Consider the following 14,268-nt stretch of genomic DNA (forward strand, 5'->3'; position numbering starts at 1 on the left):
GTCGTGCGCCCGCCGGGGAACACGGACAGCCCTTGCGGCGCCGTCCCGGCAGGAGAAGTCGCCCCGCAGGAGCCTCACAAGAAGTCTTGGAGCCCCCATGCACGAGCCCGACGCCGACGCTGTCGCCGCCCATCACCCCGCCGGGGACGGTCCGCTCGCCGGACTGCGCGTCCTCGATCTCGCCACGCTCTTCGCCGGGCCGCTCGCGGCGACGATGCTCGGCGACTTCGGCGCCGACGTCATCAAGGTCGAACACCCTCGCAGACCCGACCCCTCACGCGGGCACGGGCCCGACAAGGAAGGCGTCGGCCTGTGGTGGAAACTGCTCGGCCGCAACAAGCGCACCATCACGCTCGATCTGTCCACGCCCGGCGGCAGGGACACCCTTCTGCGGCTCGCCGCCACCGCCGATGTCGTGATCGAGAACTTCCGCCCGGGCACCCTGGAGAAGTGGGGGCTCGGCTGGGAGGAGCTGAACGCCGCCAACCCCCGGCTCGTCCTGGCGCGGGTCACCGGCTTCGGTCAGTTCGGCCCATACTGCCATCGCCCCGGCTTCGGCACCCTCGCCGAGGCGATGAGCGGGTTCGCCGCCATCACCGGCGAACCCGACGGCCCGCCCACGTTGCCGCCCTTCGGTCTCGCCGACTCGATCGCCGCTCTCGCCACCTCCTACGCCGTCATGACCGCGCTGACCGCCCGGGCCGCGTCCGGGCGCGGCCAGATGGTCGACATGGCCATCATCGAACCCATCCTCACCGTCCTCGGTCCCCAGCCCATCTGGTACGACCAGCTCGGCTACGTCCAGCCGCGCAGCGGCAACCGCTCCCGCAACAACGCCCCGCGCAACACCTACCGGGCCGCCGACGGCTCCTGGCTCGCCGTGTCCACCTCGGCCCAGTCCGTCGCCGAACGGGTCATGCGGCTGGTCGGCCGCCCCGAGCTGGCGGACGAGCCGTGGTTCGCCACGGGCAGCGGGCGGGCCGAGCACTCGGCCGTGCTCGACGAGGCAGTGGGCACATGGATCGCCCGGCACACCCGTGACGAGGTCCTCGATGCGTTCGACAAGGCCGAGGCCGCGATCGCACCCGTCTACGACATCCGCGACGTCATGGACGATCCGCAGTACCGCGCGCTCGACACCGTCACCGAAGTACCCGACCCGGAGCTCGGGCCGATCCGTATGCAGAACATCCTCTTCCGTCTGTCCGAGACACCCGGTGGGATTCGCTGGGCCGGCCGGCCGCACGGTGCGGACACGGACGCGGTGCTCGGCGAGCTCGGGTTCACGCCCGCGCGGATCGCCGCCCTGCGCAGCGAAGGCGCCCTATGACCGCCCACCCGCACCAGCCCTTCCCCCTCACGCCCGAGACCACTCCGCTGACCTGGCTCTACGCCCCCGGGGACCATCCCGATGTCGTGCACAAGGCGCTGTCCTGCGGAGCCGACATCGTGATCGTCGATCTTGAGGACGCGGTCCCTCCCCTACGCAAGGACTACGCCCTGGCGGCGACCGCCGAACTGCTCGCCTCCCCCCAGCCGGTCCCCGTCCATGTCCGGATCCACGCGGAGCGGGACATCGCGGCCCTGGCCGGACTCCCCGGCCTGTCCGCCCTGCGCATCCCCAAGGTGACTCACCCCTCTGACATCAGAGGTCCGGCGGCGCTCGCACCGGGCACGGGCCTGTATGCCCTCCTGGAGTCCGCGTCCGGTGTGGAGCACGCCTACGCGATCGCGACCGCCGATCCCGCGGTCCGGGGGATCGCGCTCGGCGAGGCGGATCTCCGTGCCGATCTGGGAGTACGGGACGACCGTGGCCTCGACTGGCCCCGCAGCCGTGTCGTGGTCGCGGCCCGCGCGGCCGGACTTCCCCCGCCGTCGCAATCGGTGTATCCCGACATCCGTGACCTGGACGGGCTGGCCGAGTCCTGCGCCCACGGCCGGGCAGTCGGCTTCCTGGGCCGCGCGGCGATCCACCCTCGCCAGCTCCCGGTCATCGAGCGGGCCTACCTCCCGAGCCCTGAGGAAGTGGAGGAAGCGGAGGAGATCGTCAAGGCCGCGGAGACGGACGCGGGCGCGCTGGCCCTTCCCGACGGCCGCTTCGTCGACGCAGCGGTGGTGGCGACGGCCCACCGCACGCTCTCCCTGGCCCGCCGCGGCGAATGAGCGGGCAGGGGGCGAGTCGCTCCCCTGCCGCTGCCCCGATCCCGTACGCACCGCACGGCGTGCCGCACCGCCCCAGCCCTGGGGTCTTTCGTTTGGATCGGGCTGGATCGGGTGAGCGGGGTCCGGTGCGGTGCGATCGCAAGGCGCCCGATCCAGGGGAAGGAACCCACGCGGAGGCGTGGGCGACTGGCGAACGCTGCGAGCGTGCCTGCCGGCGCACGCGAGCCCGGCAAGATCCAAACGAGAGGCCCCAGCGGCCACCGCCCCGCCACGGCGCCCCATGCCCCGCCGCAGCACACGAACGAGCGCCGCGGTCACGGTCCTGGGCGGGGCGTCGTGGCCGTGCGGGGGGTGGTTCGGCGGTCTGCCCGTACGACCGGAGTCCGCGCGGGGCACGCCCCGCACACGCGGAGGGCCGCCCGGCCATGGCGGTCGGGCGGCCCTCGGGCGCGTATGCGGGGCGGTCAGCCCCTGTGGGCGGACCCGGAGTCCGCCGGGTCGCCGTCGTGGTCCGTGTCCAGGCCCGCGAGAGCAGCGTCCTCAGCGGCCTCGTCCGACCGCGTGTCGTCGGTGCCGGTGCCGGAGGCGGCGGATTTTCCGGAGCCGGGCTTCGGCGGCTCGACGACCTCTTCCCGGCCCGGCCGCAGCCGCGCCGAGACCACGATGTAGACCACCGCGAGCACGAAGACGACGATCGCGGTCCAGACGTTCAGCCGCAGGCCGAGGACATGGTGGGCTTCGTCGACGCGCATGTACTCGATCCACCCGCGGCCCGCGCAGTAGGCGGCGACGTACAGCGCGAACGCCCGGCCGTGTCCGAGCCTGAAGCGGCGGTCCGCCCAGATGACCAGCAGGGCGACACCGATGCACCACAGGGACTCGTAGAGGAATGTCGGGTGGTACAGACCCGCCTCGCGGTTCGCGCCCTCGGTGATCTTGAGGGCCCAGGGCAGGTCCGTCGGCTTGCCGTACAGCTCCTGGTTGAACCAGTTGCCCCAACGGCCGATCGCCTGGGCGAAGGCGATACCGGGTGCGATGGCGTCCGCGTACGCCGGGAGCGGGATGCCCCGTCGGCGGCAGGCGATCCAGGCACCGACCGCGCCGAGGGCGATCGCACCCCAGATACCGAGGCCGCCCTCCCAGATCTTGAACGCGTCGACCCAGTTCTCACCGTCGCTGAAGTACAGCTGATAGTCGGTGAGCACGTGGTACAGGCGACCGCCGACGAGACCGAACGGCACCGCCCAGACGGCGATGTCGGCCACCGTGCCGGCTTTGCCGCCGCGGGCGATCCAGCGCTTGTTGCCGTACCAGACGGCAACGAAGACGCCGATGATGATGCAGAAGGCGTAGCCGCGCAGCGGAACCGGTCCGAGATTGATCACACCGGTCGACGGGCTGGGAATGTAGGCAAGGTCCATGGCAGGTCCGACGCTACCTTGCCGGGCAGGACCCGTCGCAACCCACCCGGCAACGTCTGCATAACGAGCAGTCGAACGGCACCGTCCCTCACCGGACGCGGCACGGGACCGGCAAGGGCGCCCCAGGACGCCGTGAAGTGGCTTCCCGGCCTCTCAGGATCCGGCCGGACTCGGCTGTGCCGTACCCGGCTGCTTCCCCTTGTTCGCCTCGGTCACCCACTTCTTCAGGTTCTCCGGGGAGATCGGCTCGCCGTCCTTCTGCGGGAAGACGGACTCACCGTTGAGCAGCACCGTCGGGGTGCCGCTGAAGTCGCTGTTCTGGAAGACCTCCGACGACTTGTTCACCCAGTCGTCGTACGTTCCCCGCTCCACACACTTGCGGAATCCGGGTGTGTCCAGTCCTTCGACCTTCCCTGCGAGCTCAATGAGCTTGTTGTTGTCCGCGAAGGCGTCGTCCGGCTCCGGTGGCTGGTTCTGGTACAGCACATCGTGGTACGGAACGAACTTCCCGGCGTCCTGGGCGCACGCTGCCGCATTGGCCGCGCGCAGGGAGCCGGTGCCGCCCAGGTTCCGGTCGATGATCGTGGCGAAGTGGTAGTCGACCTTGAGCTGTCCGGAGTCCGTCAGCTCGTGGACGGCGTCCCGCAGGACGTTCTCGAACTGGGCGCACACCGGGCAGCGGAAGTCCTCCCAGACCGTGAGCGTGGACGGCGCGTCGCTCGCGCCGGCCGGGATCGCGAGCCGCTCCTCTCCCTGGGCGCCGCTGGGCGCAACGACCGGGCCCGCCTGGGACGAGGGGGTGGGCTCGTCCCCGGTGTTGGCCGCGATCACACCCACGACGGCGGCCAGACCGAGCACGCAGACCACAGCCGCGGACACGATCAACAGGCGTCGTCGTCTCTCGCGTGCCTGCTTCAGCTCGCGCTCCTGCTGGAGCCGCTCTCGCGCGGCCCGCTTCCCGTCACGGTTGTTCTCGCTCACGCCCACAGCAACGAACCGGGGAGGCACGTATGTGCCTCCCCGCCCGAGGTCCACCCGTAAGGGTGAGCGGAATGCGGCCGGAACCTGCCGGGCCCTCAGCGCTTGCGCACGCCCTCGGCGAGCTCGCCCGCCAGTGTCCTCACGGCGGCGATACCGGCCGCGTGGCCGTCCGCGTCGAGCAGGCGCTTGACGAAGGCCGAGCCGACGATGACGCCGTCGGCGAAGCCCGCGACCTCGGCGGCCTGTTCTGCGTTGGACACCCCCAGCCCGACGCAGACGGGCAGATCCGTCGCGGCGCGGGTGCGCCCGACCAGATCCTGGGCCTGGGCGCCGACCGATTCACGGGTGCCGGTGACACCCATCAGCGAGGCGGCATAGACGAAGCCGGAACCCGCCGCCGTGATCTTCGCCAGCCGTTCGTCCCTGCTGCTCGGCGCGACGACGAAGACCGTGGCGAGGCCGTGCTTGTCCGCGTGCTCGCGCCACACGGCGGACTCCTCGACCGGAAGATCGGGCAGGATGCAGCCCGCGCCGCCCGCCTCGGCGAGCTCGGCCGTGAAGCGCTCGATGCCGTACCGGTCGATCGGGTTCCAGTAGGTCATCACCAGGACCGGCTTCCCGGTGGCCTCGTGCGCCTCGCGAACCGTACGCATGACGTCCGCGATTCTGACCCCGCCCCGCAGGGCGATGTCGTCGGCGGTCTGGATGACGGGGCCGTCGAGGACCGGGTCGCTGTGCGGCAGACCGACCTCGACGATGTCCGCACCGCCGTCGAACGCGGCCCTGACCGCCTCGATGCCTCCGTCCACGGTCGGGAAACCGGCCGGGAGGTACGCGATGAGCGCTGCCCGGTTCTCGGACTTCGCACGCGCCAGGGTGTCGCTCAGCAGCCGAATGTTCCCGCTCACTTGGCGTCCCCCTCGATCTCGGCGATCTCGCCCGCCGCGTCGGCCTCGACGGCAGCGTCGGCCTCTGCTTCGTACAGCCCGAAGTAGCGGGCGGCGGTGTCCATGTCCTTGTCCCCGCGGCCGGACAGATTGACGACGATCAGTCCGTCCGTGCCGAGCTCCTTGCCGATCTCCAGCGCACCGGCCAGCGCATGCGCGGACTCGATGGCCGGGATGATCCCTTCCGTGCGGGAGAGCAGCCGCAGCGCCTGCATCGCGGCGTCGTCGGTCACCGCCCGGTACTCACCGCGCCCGCTGTCCTTGAGGTACGAGTGCTCCGGGCCGATGCCCGGGTAGTCGAGCCCGGCCGAGATCGAGTACGGCTCGGTGATCTGGCCCTCGTCGTCCTGGAGGACGTAACTGCGCGAGCCGTGCAGGATGCCCGGCTCACCGGCGGTCAGCGTGGCCGCGTGCTCGCCGGTCTCGACGCCGTGGCCCGCGGGCTCGCAGCCCACGAGCCGTACGCCGGTGTCCGGGATGAAGGCGTGGAACAGGCCGATGGCGTTGGATCCGCCGCCGACACAGGCCACCGCGGCGTCCGGGAGGCGGCCCGCCCGCTCCAGGATCTGGCGGCGGGCCTCCACACCGATGACCCGGTGGAAGTCGCGCACCATGGCCGGGAAGGGGTGCGGGCCCGCGACCGTGCCGAAGAGGTAGTGGGTGTGGTCGACATTGGCGACCCAGTCGCGGAACGCCTCGTTGATGGCGTCCTTGAGCGTGCGGCTGCCGGACTTCACCGGGATGACCTCGGCGCCGAGCATGCGCATCCGGGCGACGTTCAGCGCCTGGCGCTCGGTGTCGATCTCCCCCATGTAGACGGTGCAGTCGAGGCCGAAGAGCGCGCACGCGGTCGCGGTGGCGACGCCGTGCTGCCCGGCGCCGGTCTCGGCGATGACCCGGGTCTTGCCCATGCGCTTGGTGAGCAGGGCCTGCCCCAGCACATTGTTGATCTTGTGGGAGCCGGTGTGGTTGAGGTCCTCGCGCTTGAGGAAGACCCGCGCTCCGCCCGCGTGTTCGGCGAAGCGGGGGACCTCGGTCAGGGCGCTGGGGCGCCCCGTGTAGTTGACGAGCAGATCGTCGAGCTCGGCCGCGAACGCGGGATCGGCCTTGGCCTTGTCGTACTCGACGGCCACCTCGTCGACGGCGGCGACGAGCGCCTCGGGGATGAACTTGCCGCCGAAGTCCCCGAAGTAGCCCTTGGCGTCGGGCACCAGGCCCTCGGGGTCGGGAATGAAGTAGTCGCTGGGCATGCCAGAACTCCTTGTGAGCTGAAAGCCGGAAGAAGTGATGGTGATGACGTGTGATCGCTGAGCGCGTGGCTCAGCGACGCCATCGCATGCCGTTGACCTGGCCGGGCTCGTCGCCGATGACATACCGGACACGTCGTCCGTGCACCCGCCGCGCCGGGGCCCGGCAGCCGCGGGGGCGGCAGCCGCGCGCCAGGGGCGCGTGCGGCAGGCGTGCCGGGGCAGCCGCTCCGGCCGGGCGACGAAAACCCGGCCGGGTGGCGGATGCGCGACGGACGACGGAGGTCATGGGTGGGGCTCAGCCTCTCCCGTGCCGCAGGGCCGGGTGGGCGCCGGCGGCGACCAGATCGGCCACGGCGGCCTTCGGGTCACGACCGGTGACCAGGGATTCCCCGACCAGGACCGCGTCGGCGCCTTCATTGGCGTACGCGATCAGGTCGTGCGGGCCGCGGATGCCGGACTCGGCGACCTTGACGATGCCCGCCGGGATCTCGGGTGCGACCTGTTCGAACGTGGCGCGGTCCACCTCGAGGGTCTTGAGGTTGCGCGCGTTGACACCGATGACCTTGGCCCCGGCCTCCACGGCCCGCTCGGCCTCCTCCTCGTCATGGACCTCGACGAGGGGGGTGAGGCCGATCGACTCGGCCCGCTCGATCAGTGAGACGAGTGCCTCCTGGTCGAGTGCGGCGACGATCAGCAGGGCCAGGTCGGCGCCGTACGCGCGAGCCTCCCACAGCTGGTACGAGGTGACGATGAAGTCCTTGCGGAGCACCGGGATGTCCACCCTGGCCCGCACGGCCTCGAGGTCCGCGAGCGAGCCGCCGAAGCGGCGCTGTTCGGTGAGGACGGAGATGACGGCTGCGCCGCCCGCCTCGTAGTCGGCGGCGAGTGCGGCCGGGTCGGCGATCGCGGCGAGCGCGCCCTTGGAGGGGCTGGAGCGCTTCACCTCGCAGATGACCTTGACGCCCTCGCCACGCAGCGCGGCGATGCCGTCCTTGGCCTGGGGCGCCTTGGCGGCACGCTCCTTGAGCTCCTCGAGGCTGACCCGCGCCTGCCGCTCCGCGAGGTCCGCGCGCACGCCTTCGATGATCTCGTCGAGCACACTCACGCGAGCGGCCCCCTTCCGGGAGGTTGATGGTGGATCACTGTCAGCAATGTCGATGGTATCCGTAGGAGGGCGTAGGCCCCGCATCCGGTTGACGGGCGTCCCACTACCTGGAACCGCTTACTGCGGGTCATGGGGCGAGGACCGCCCCGAACGGAAGATTTCTGACGACGGTGAAGACCAGCAGAATTCCTCCCAGACCCCACCACCAGACGGGAGCGAGGCCGATCCGCAGGGGCCGGTCACGCGCCGAGCGCACGAGCCAGAGGGCCCAGAGCACGGCGAAGATCCCGTAGCCGGCGGTGGCGAGGGCGTTGGCGCCCAGTGCCGCGCCGAGATCGCCATGGGCGAAGGCATGGGCGCTGCGCAGGCCGCCGCAGCCGGGACAGTAGATCCCGGTGATCCGCAGCAGCGGGCAGACGGGGTAGTGGCCGGGCTCGTTGGGGTCGACCGTGCCCACGTAGGCGAAGGCGGCGACCACACCCGCCATGGTGGCCAGTGGCGAGGCGAGCCGCCGCGCGAGCGGGACGGAACCGCCCCCGGGCCGCCCCGGCGCGAGGTCGGGTGCCGGGCCGGGCACGGAGCCGGGATCGGAGGCCACCCGGAACCACGGCCCGGCGTCGTGCCCGGTGCCGGACGTGGGTACGGGTGCGGGCCCCGTCACGGAGGGCTCGTCCGGGACAGCGGCGGCGGCAGGAATGGCATCCACCCAGTAATTGTCCCCCGGGCATGCCGAGAGGCGCAGCCCGGGCTCGCCGGACTGCGCCTCGCTCGGAGCGCTCAGGGGTGCTCGGGGCCCCGCCGGGTCAGGAGGCCGTGGCCTCGGCCGGGGTGGGCTGCGCGACCGGGGCGGCGGACTGCACCCGGATGGCCTGCTGCTTCGGCATGCCGAGTCCCGCGGCCTTCATCGCGAGGCCGACGACGCCGCCGAGCAGGGTCACCGCCATTCCGGCCCAGAAGCCGAGCGGGTTGGCCGCCACCATGAAGCCCCCCGCGATGCAGAAGCCGATGATGGTGATGATGACGCCGGTCCAGGCGGCCGGGGTGTGTCCGTGGCTGCTGCCCGCCATGAATGTGCTCCTCGTCGGTGGTGCGCTGTGGGGTGAGCCGGGCGCTCGTACCCCATTGTCCCGTACGCCCGGGGCTGCCGGGACGTGGGGGTCGTCACTGATCGCGGGTGGGGTCCTCGCCGCGGTCGAGGGCCTTCCACAGCTCCTCGGGCCGGTCCGGATCAGCCACCGGGCGGGCCTTGCGGGCGCCTCCGCCTCCGTCGCGTTCGTAGCGACCGGACATCGCGGGCCAGGACGCGCCGTACCGCAGGGCGAGCACACCCGCGGCCAGGATCAGCAGTCCGGCGGCGGCGCTGACGAACGGCCACGCGGTGTGGGTGAGCGAGTCCACCACGGCCGCACTGTCCCCGGTGGTCCGCCGTGCCTGGTCGTCGAGCGCCGCGGTCCCGGAGACGCTGTCGTACGCGGCGATCGCCACGCCCGCACCGCTGAGGGTGAGCAGGACGGCGACGAGCAGCCGGCCCTTGCCGCGGACCGCGAAGAGCGCGACGAGTGCGGCCAGGCCGACGACGGCGAGTGCGGCCGGCACACCGGTGACGTCGCGGCCGCCGGCCTCCAGCCGCACATCGGCACCGAGCGTCTCTGTCGTGCCCGCGGCCCAGGGCTGACCGGAGGCGAGGAGCACCACGGCGGCGCCGACGGCGCCGAGCAGCAGTGCGGCCGCGAGACCGCGCCGACTGCTCGCGGCGGCCGTGGCGCTCTCGGTACGGGGCTGGGGTACGGATGCAGCACTCACGCACCCCACTATCCCTTATGCGTTCAGTTGCCGTTCAGCCGGTTCGCCGTGTGCACGGCACGCAGCACCGCGGCCGCCTTGTTGCGGCATTCGGCGTCCTCGGCCATGGGATCCGAGTCGGCGACGATCCCCGCTCCGGCCTGCACATAAGCGGTGCCGTCGCGCAGCAGGGCGGTGCGGATGGCGATGGCGGTGTCGGAGTCGCCCGCGAAGTCCAGGTAGCCGACGCAGCCGCCGTACAGTCCGCGCCGGGACGGCTCCAGCTCCTCGATGATCTGCATGGCCCGGGGCTTCGGGGCGCCGGACAGCGTGCCCGCGGGGAAGCAGGCGGTCAGCACGTCGAAGGCGGTACGCCCCTCGGCGACCTTGCCGGTCACGGTCGAGACGATGTGCATGACGTGCGAGTACCGCTCGATCGACATGAAGTCGACGACCTCGACCGAGCCGGGCTCGCAGACGCGGCCCAGGTCGTTGCGCCCCAGGTCGACCAGCATCAGATGCTCGGCGCGCTCCTTGGGGTCGGCGAGCAGTTCCTCGGCGAGCGCCTGGTCCTCCTGCGGGGTGGCGCCGCGCGGGCGGGTCCCGGCGATGGGGTGCACCATGGCGCGCCCGTCCTCGACCTTGACCAGCGCCTCCGGGCTGGAGCCGACGACGTCGAAGCCGCCGTCCTCGTGGGGGAAGCGCAGCAGATACATGTAGGGGCTGGGGTTGGTGGCCCGCAGCACCCGGTAGACGTCGAGGGCGCTCGCCGCGCACGGGGTCTCGAAGCGCTGGGAGGGCACGACCTGGAAGGCCTCGCCCGCGCGGATGCGCTCCTTGATGTCCTCGACGGCGTCCTGGAACTGTTCACCGCTCCACATCGGCCCGGAGTACGGGGGCAGTTCGGACGGCGGCAGGGCGTGCGGCCGGCCGTCGACGGGCCGGGCCAGGTCGGCCTCCATGGCGTCGAGACGGGCCACGGCGTCCGCGTACGCCTCGTCGACGCCCGTGTCGAGGTCGTTGTGGTTGATCGCGTTGGCGATCAGCAGGACGCTGCCGTCCCAGTGGTCGAGGACGGCGAGGTCCGAGGTGAGCAGCATGGTCAGCTCGGGCAGCCGCAGATCGTCCCGGCCGTGCTCGCCGATCTTCTCCAGCCGCCGGACGATGTCGTAGCCGAGGTAGCCGACCATGCCGCCGGTGAAGGGCGGCATGTCCCCGCCGACACCGCCGGGCGTGGGGGGAGTGTGCAGGGCCTCGACCGTGGCGCTGAGCGCCTTGAGCGGGTCACCGTCCGTGGGGACGCCCACGGGCGGGGTGCCGAGCCAGTGGGCCTGGCCGTCGCGGACGGTGAGCGTGGCGGCGGACCGTACGCCGACGAAGGAGTAGCGGGACCAGGACCTGCCGTTCTCGGCGGATTCGAGGAGGAAGGTGCCGGGCCGCTCAGCCGCGAGCTTGCGGTAGAGGCCGACCGGGGTGTCGCCGTCGGCGAGGAGGCGGCGGCTGACGGGGATGACACGGCGGTCGGCCGCCAGCTTGCGGAAGGTCTCGAGATCCATGGCGTACGACCCTACTGGCCCAGCGTCAGCACGTCGGCGTCGAAGCAGGTGCGGTCGCCCGTGTGACAGGCGGAGCCGATCTGGTCGACCTTGACCAGGACGGTGTCGGCGTCGCAGTCGAGCGCGACCGCCTTGACGTGCTGCACGTGGCCGGAGGTGTCGCCCTTGACCCAGTACTCCTGGCGGCTGCGCGACCAGTACGTGGCCCGCCCGGTGGTGAGGGTGCGGTGCAGGGCCTCGTCGTCCATCCAGCCGAGCATGAGCACCTCACCGGTGTCGTACTGCTGGGCGATGGCCGGAACCAGGCCGTCGGCGCTGCGCTTGAGGCGGGCGGCGATGGCGGGGTCGAGTGCACGGGGCGTACTGGTCATGAAGCCATTGTGCCGCGCCCGCACGCCCCGTCCGGCGGTGCGTCCACTGGGCGGACTCGGCGCGACGGCCGTAGGCTGGCCGGCATGTCGACCCATGCCAAGCGTGAACGGCTTCTGCTCGCCGATCTGTTGGAGGCGGCGGGCCCCGAGGCACCGACCCTGTGCGAGGGGTGGAACACCCGTGATCTGGCGGCCCACGTTGTGGTGCGTGAGCGCCGCCCGGACGCGGCCGCTGGGATCTTGCTGAGTCCGCTGAGGAACCGTCTGGAGCGGGTGCAGGCCGAGTTCGCCGCGAAACCGTACGAGGAACTGATCCAGCTGATCCGTACCGGTCCGCCGAGGATGTCGCCGTACGCGATCAAGCAGGTGGACGAGGGGGCGAACACGGTCGAGTTCTATGTGCACACCGAGGACGTACGGCGGGCCCAGCCCGACTGGACCCCGCGGGATCTCGACCCGGTCTTCGCGGACGCACTGTGGTCCCGGCTGGAGAGGGCCGCCAGGCTCCTCGGGCGCAAGGCACCGGTGGGCGTGGTGCTGCGCCGCCCCGACGGCCAGACGGCCGTGGCCCACCGTGGCGCTCCGGTCGTCACGGTGACCGGCGAGCCCGGTGAGCTGACGATGTTCGCCTTCGGGCGGCAGGACGCGGCCAGGGTGGAGCTCGAGGGCGACAAGGACGCGATCGCCAGGATCGGCACGGCCCAGCTGGGGATGAGCGGGCTGTAGCCCGTCAGGAGGGCGGCAGGATCGCCGGGGTGACCGGGCCCGGGTGGTCCGGGGCGAGGGCCTCGGCGATCCGGCCCATGATCGTCTCGGCGCTGTTGCGCTCCGGGGTCCTGGGCCCGTGCGTCGTCGCGACCGCGATGGCCAGACGTTCGGCGGGGAGATAGCCCTGCGCGGCGGCGTACCCGGAGAACGACGGGTTCTGGACGACCCAGCCGTTCACCACGAGTACGCCGATGCCGAAGTGCCCGGCTCGGGTGTTGGTGCGGCAGACCGTGGCAGGGCACTTCTTCGTGGCCTTGCCGAGGCCGACGGTGCCGGGGTCGAGCTGGGTCCGGAACGCGGCAGGCGAGAGCAGCTCCCCCGAGCCGATGGCGGTCGCAGAGCGGGCCAGGTCGCAGATGTTCGTTGTCTGCACGGCACCGGGAGCCGTGGTCCAGGACGGGTTCCAGAAGGTGGACTCCTCGTACTTTCCCCGTTCGGCGGTGAAGGCGTGCAGCACCGGTCCGGGGATGTCCGGGGTGAAGCTGTTACTGGTGTTGTCCAGGCCCAGGGGCCCCATCACGCGCTGCTCCAGCAGGTCGTCGAGCGGCGTTCCGGTGATCTTCGCCAGAGCAGCGCCGAGGAGCTGGAAGTTCGCGTGGGAGTAGCTCCAGTTGGTGCCCGGCTCGTACAGGAGAGGACGGCTGGTCGAGTAGTCCACCGTTTCCCCGGACGTCCACTGGCGGAAGGGGGCGGCCTCCAGCGCGGCGACGAACGCGGGGTCGGTGACGTAGTCGGCGAGGCCCGAGGTGGAGTCGCCGAGCATCCGCAGGGTGATCTCGTCCGCGTGCGGCAGGTCGGGCAGCCACCGGGAGACGGGGTCGTCGAGTCCGACCTTCTTCTCCTCCACCAGTTGCATCAGGACGGTGCCCATGTAGGCGATCGCCACCGATCCCGAGCGGAAGTGCATGGCGGGTGTGGCGGGGACTCCGGTCATCGACTCCCCCAGGCCCGCCGTGACGACCTCCTCGCCCTGCCTGGTGACCCGCAGCAGCACGGAATTGAGCCCCAGCTCCTTCTTGGCGCTCTCGGCGATCCGCAGGACCTCGCGGGACGGTCCGTCCGTGGGTTTCGGGGAACTGACGCAAGGCCGCCCGTTGCCCGGTGCGGAAGGGGCGGGGGCGGCCGCGTCGGCAGTGGCAGTGGCCTGGAGGCTCGCGGCCACGAGCGTCCCGGCCAGGAGAAGTGTGGCGGACCACATGCGTCCCATACGGACATTGTCGACCAATCGGCCGGACCGAGCCATGCCGGTGGGGAACCGGCGGGCTCAGCGTGCGGGACACGGCTCCCCGGCGGCATCGGCGGCGAGATGGCGCTCCCACGTCGCACGGGTGTTGGGGATCGCCGGATCGGCCAGCAGCTTCAGCACGTACGCGGCGTGCAGCCGGGCCCACGGGGTGGACGAGGCGGCCAGCGTCTCCAGACCGGCGCGCAGCGAGGGGCTGTCCACCGCGCGTGCGACGCCCACGTAGTGCCGGTCCTTGCACCGGTAGGGGCGGTCCACGACGAGCAGGACGAGCGCGGCCAGGCGCGCTCGTGTCGTCTCGTCCGGCCGCGCGCGCGTGAGACTGCGCAGGACTTGCTCCTTCGTGCCCCAGTCCTTGGCATGAGCGGTCCACTCCTGCGGGTGGCGGGCCTCCCACTCGAGCAGGTTCAGTGCGTAGGGGAGCCGTGGCGGCCGCACGAGTTCGGTGACCTCGTGCAGGCCGGACCAGAGGCCGCCCGGAAGCAGGTGCCTGCGCGCCCGGTACCTCCTCATGGAGTGCCGGAACCGCAGCCGGCGACGGTGCCCGCGCGGCACCGGCTCGTCGAGGACGGCGTGGAGGGCGATGTGGCGCCGCAGCGCCGCCGCATGCTCGGCGGGATCCTCGGACACGAGTCCGCGGGTCCAGCCGAGCCGGCGGTCCCAGGAACTCCTCACCTTCCG

16 protein-coding genes are annotated in these 14,268 nt (G+C 71.8%); 3 read left to right on the forward strand and 13 right to left on the reverse strand.

Going from position 1 to position 14,268, the window contains the following annotated elements:
• Positions 1–97 precede the first annotated feature (97 nt).
• Positions 98–1,330, forward strand: coding sequence for a CaiB/BaiF CoA transferase family protein (locus tag AC068D_RS14780; RefSeq protein ID WP_478823392.1), 1,233 nt, complete (start codon positions 98–100; stop codon positions 1,328–1,330).
• Positions 1,327–2,163, forward strand: coding sequence for an HpcH/HpaI aldolase/citrate lyase family protein (locus AC068D_RS14785; protein WP_478823393.1), 837 nt, complete (start codon positions 1,327–1,329; stop codon positions 2,161–2,163). Before AC068D_RS14780 ends, AC068D_RS14785 begins: the two co-directional genes overlap by 4 nt.
• Before the next feature lie 464 nt (positions 2,164–2,627).
• On the opposite strand, the gene lgt is transcribed toward AC068D_RS14785, so the two are convergent.
• The 11 genes from lgt to hisI all read right to left on the reverse strand — a co-directional run bounded on the left by lgt (position 2,628) and on the right by hisI (position 11,576).
• Positions 2,628–3,584, reverse strand: coding sequence for a prolipoprotein diacylglyceryl transferase (lgt, locus tag AC068D_RS14790; RefSeq protein ID WP_478823394.1), 957 nt, complete (start codon positions 3,582–3,584; stop codon positions 2,628–2,630).
• Positions 3,585–3,737: 153 nt separating this feature from the next.
• Complete coding sequence (locus AC068D_RS14795; RefSeq protein ID WP_478823395.1) at positions 3,738–4,565, reverse strand: DsbA family protein; 828 nt, start codon at positions 4,563–4,565, stop codon at positions 3,738–3,740.
• 95 nt (positions 4,566–4,660) lie between these two features.
• A complete protein-coding gene (gene trpA / locus AC068D_RS14800; protein ID WP_478823396.1) occupies positions 4,661–5,473 on the reverse strand; it encodes a tryptophan synthase subunit alpha in 813 nt (270 codons plus the stop codon).
• Positions 5,470–6,762: a tryptophan synthase subunit beta gene (gene trpB / locus AC068D_RS14805; protein WP_478823397.1), complete on the reverse strand. Its 1,293-nt coding sequence runs from the start codon at positions 6,760–6,762 to the stop codon at positions 5,470–5,472. Before trpB ends, trpA begins: the two co-directional genes overlap by 4 nt.
• Before the next feature lie 70 nt (positions 6,763–6,832).
• Positions 6,833–7,048, reverse strand: a complete 216-nt coding sequence (gene trpM, locus AC068D_RS14810; RefSeq protein ID WP_478823398.1) for a tryptophan biosynthesis modulator TrpM — start codon at positions 7,046–7,048, stop codon at positions 6,833–6,835.
• Between the two features lie 9 nt (positions 7,049–7,057).
• Entirely contained in the window at positions 7,058–7,867 is an 810-nt protein-coding gene (trpC, locus tag AC068D_RS14815; RefSeq protein WP_478823399.1) for an indole-3-glycerol phosphate synthase TrpC, read from the reverse strand.
• Between the two features lie 127 nt (positions 7,868–7,994).
• A complete protein-coding gene (locus AC068D_RS14820; protein ID WP_478823592.1) occupies positions 7,995–8,465 on the reverse strand; it encodes a DUF2752 domain-containing protein in 471 nt (156 codons plus the stop codon).
• A 205-nt stretch (positions 8,466–8,670) separates the two neighbouring features.
• The gene (locus tag AC068D_RS14825) at positions 8,671–8,934 is read right to left on the reverse strand and encodes an HGxxPAAW family protein (protein ID WP_478823400.1); all 264 of its coding nucleotides are present in this window, start codon (positions 8,932–8,934) and stop codon (positions 8,671–8,673) included.
• Between the two features lie 94 nt (positions 8,935–9,028).
• The gene (locus AC068D_RS14830; protein WP_478823401.1) at positions 9,029–9,670 is read right to left on the reverse strand and encodes a TIGR02234 family membrane protein; all 642 of its coding nucleotides are present in this window, start codon (positions 9,668–9,670) and stop codon (positions 9,029–9,031) included.
• Between the two features lie 23 nt (positions 9,671–9,693).
• Positions 9,694–11,205: an anthranilate synthase component I gene (locus tag AC068D_RS14835; protein ID WP_478823402.1), complete on the reverse strand. Its 1,512-nt coding sequence runs from the start codon at positions 11,203–11,205 to the stop codon at positions 9,694–9,696.
• 11 nt (positions 11,206–11,216) lie between these two features.
• The gene (gene hisI, locus AC068D_RS14840) at positions 11,217–11,576 is read right to left on the reverse strand and encodes a phosphoribosyl-AMP cyclohydrolase (RefSeq protein ID WP_478823403.1); all 360 of its coding nucleotides are present in this window, start codon (positions 11,574–11,576) and stop codon (positions 11,217–11,219) included.
• Positions 11,577–11,660: 84 nt separating this feature from the next.
• On the opposite strand from hisI, the gene AC068D_RS14845 reads away from it, so the two are divergent.
• Positions 11,661–12,302, forward strand: a complete 642-nt coding sequence (locus AC068D_RS14845) for a TIGR03085 family metal-binding protein (protein WP_478823404.1) — start codon at positions 11,661–11,663, stop codon at positions 12,300–12,302.
• 4 nt (positions 12,303–12,306) lie between these two features.
• Here the strand turns inward: AC068D_RS14845 and AC068D_RS14850 are convergent, their stop codons facing one another.
• Complete coding sequence (locus AC068D_RS14850; protein WP_478823405.1) at positions 12,307–13,551, reverse strand: serine hydrolase domain-containing protein; 1,245 nt, start codon at positions 13,549–13,551, stop codon at positions 12,307–12,309.
• A gap of 57 nt (positions 13,552–13,608) precedes the next feature.
• Positions 13,609–14,262: a hypothetical protein gene (locus AC068D_RS14855; RefSeq protein ID WP_478823406.1), complete on the reverse strand. Its 654-nt coding sequence runs from the start codon at positions 14,260–14,262 to the stop codon at positions 13,609–13,611.
• Between the last annotated feature and the right edge of the window lie 6 nt (positions 14,263–14,268).

This window comes from Streptomyces sp. NPDC043861, assembly GCF_056435905.1.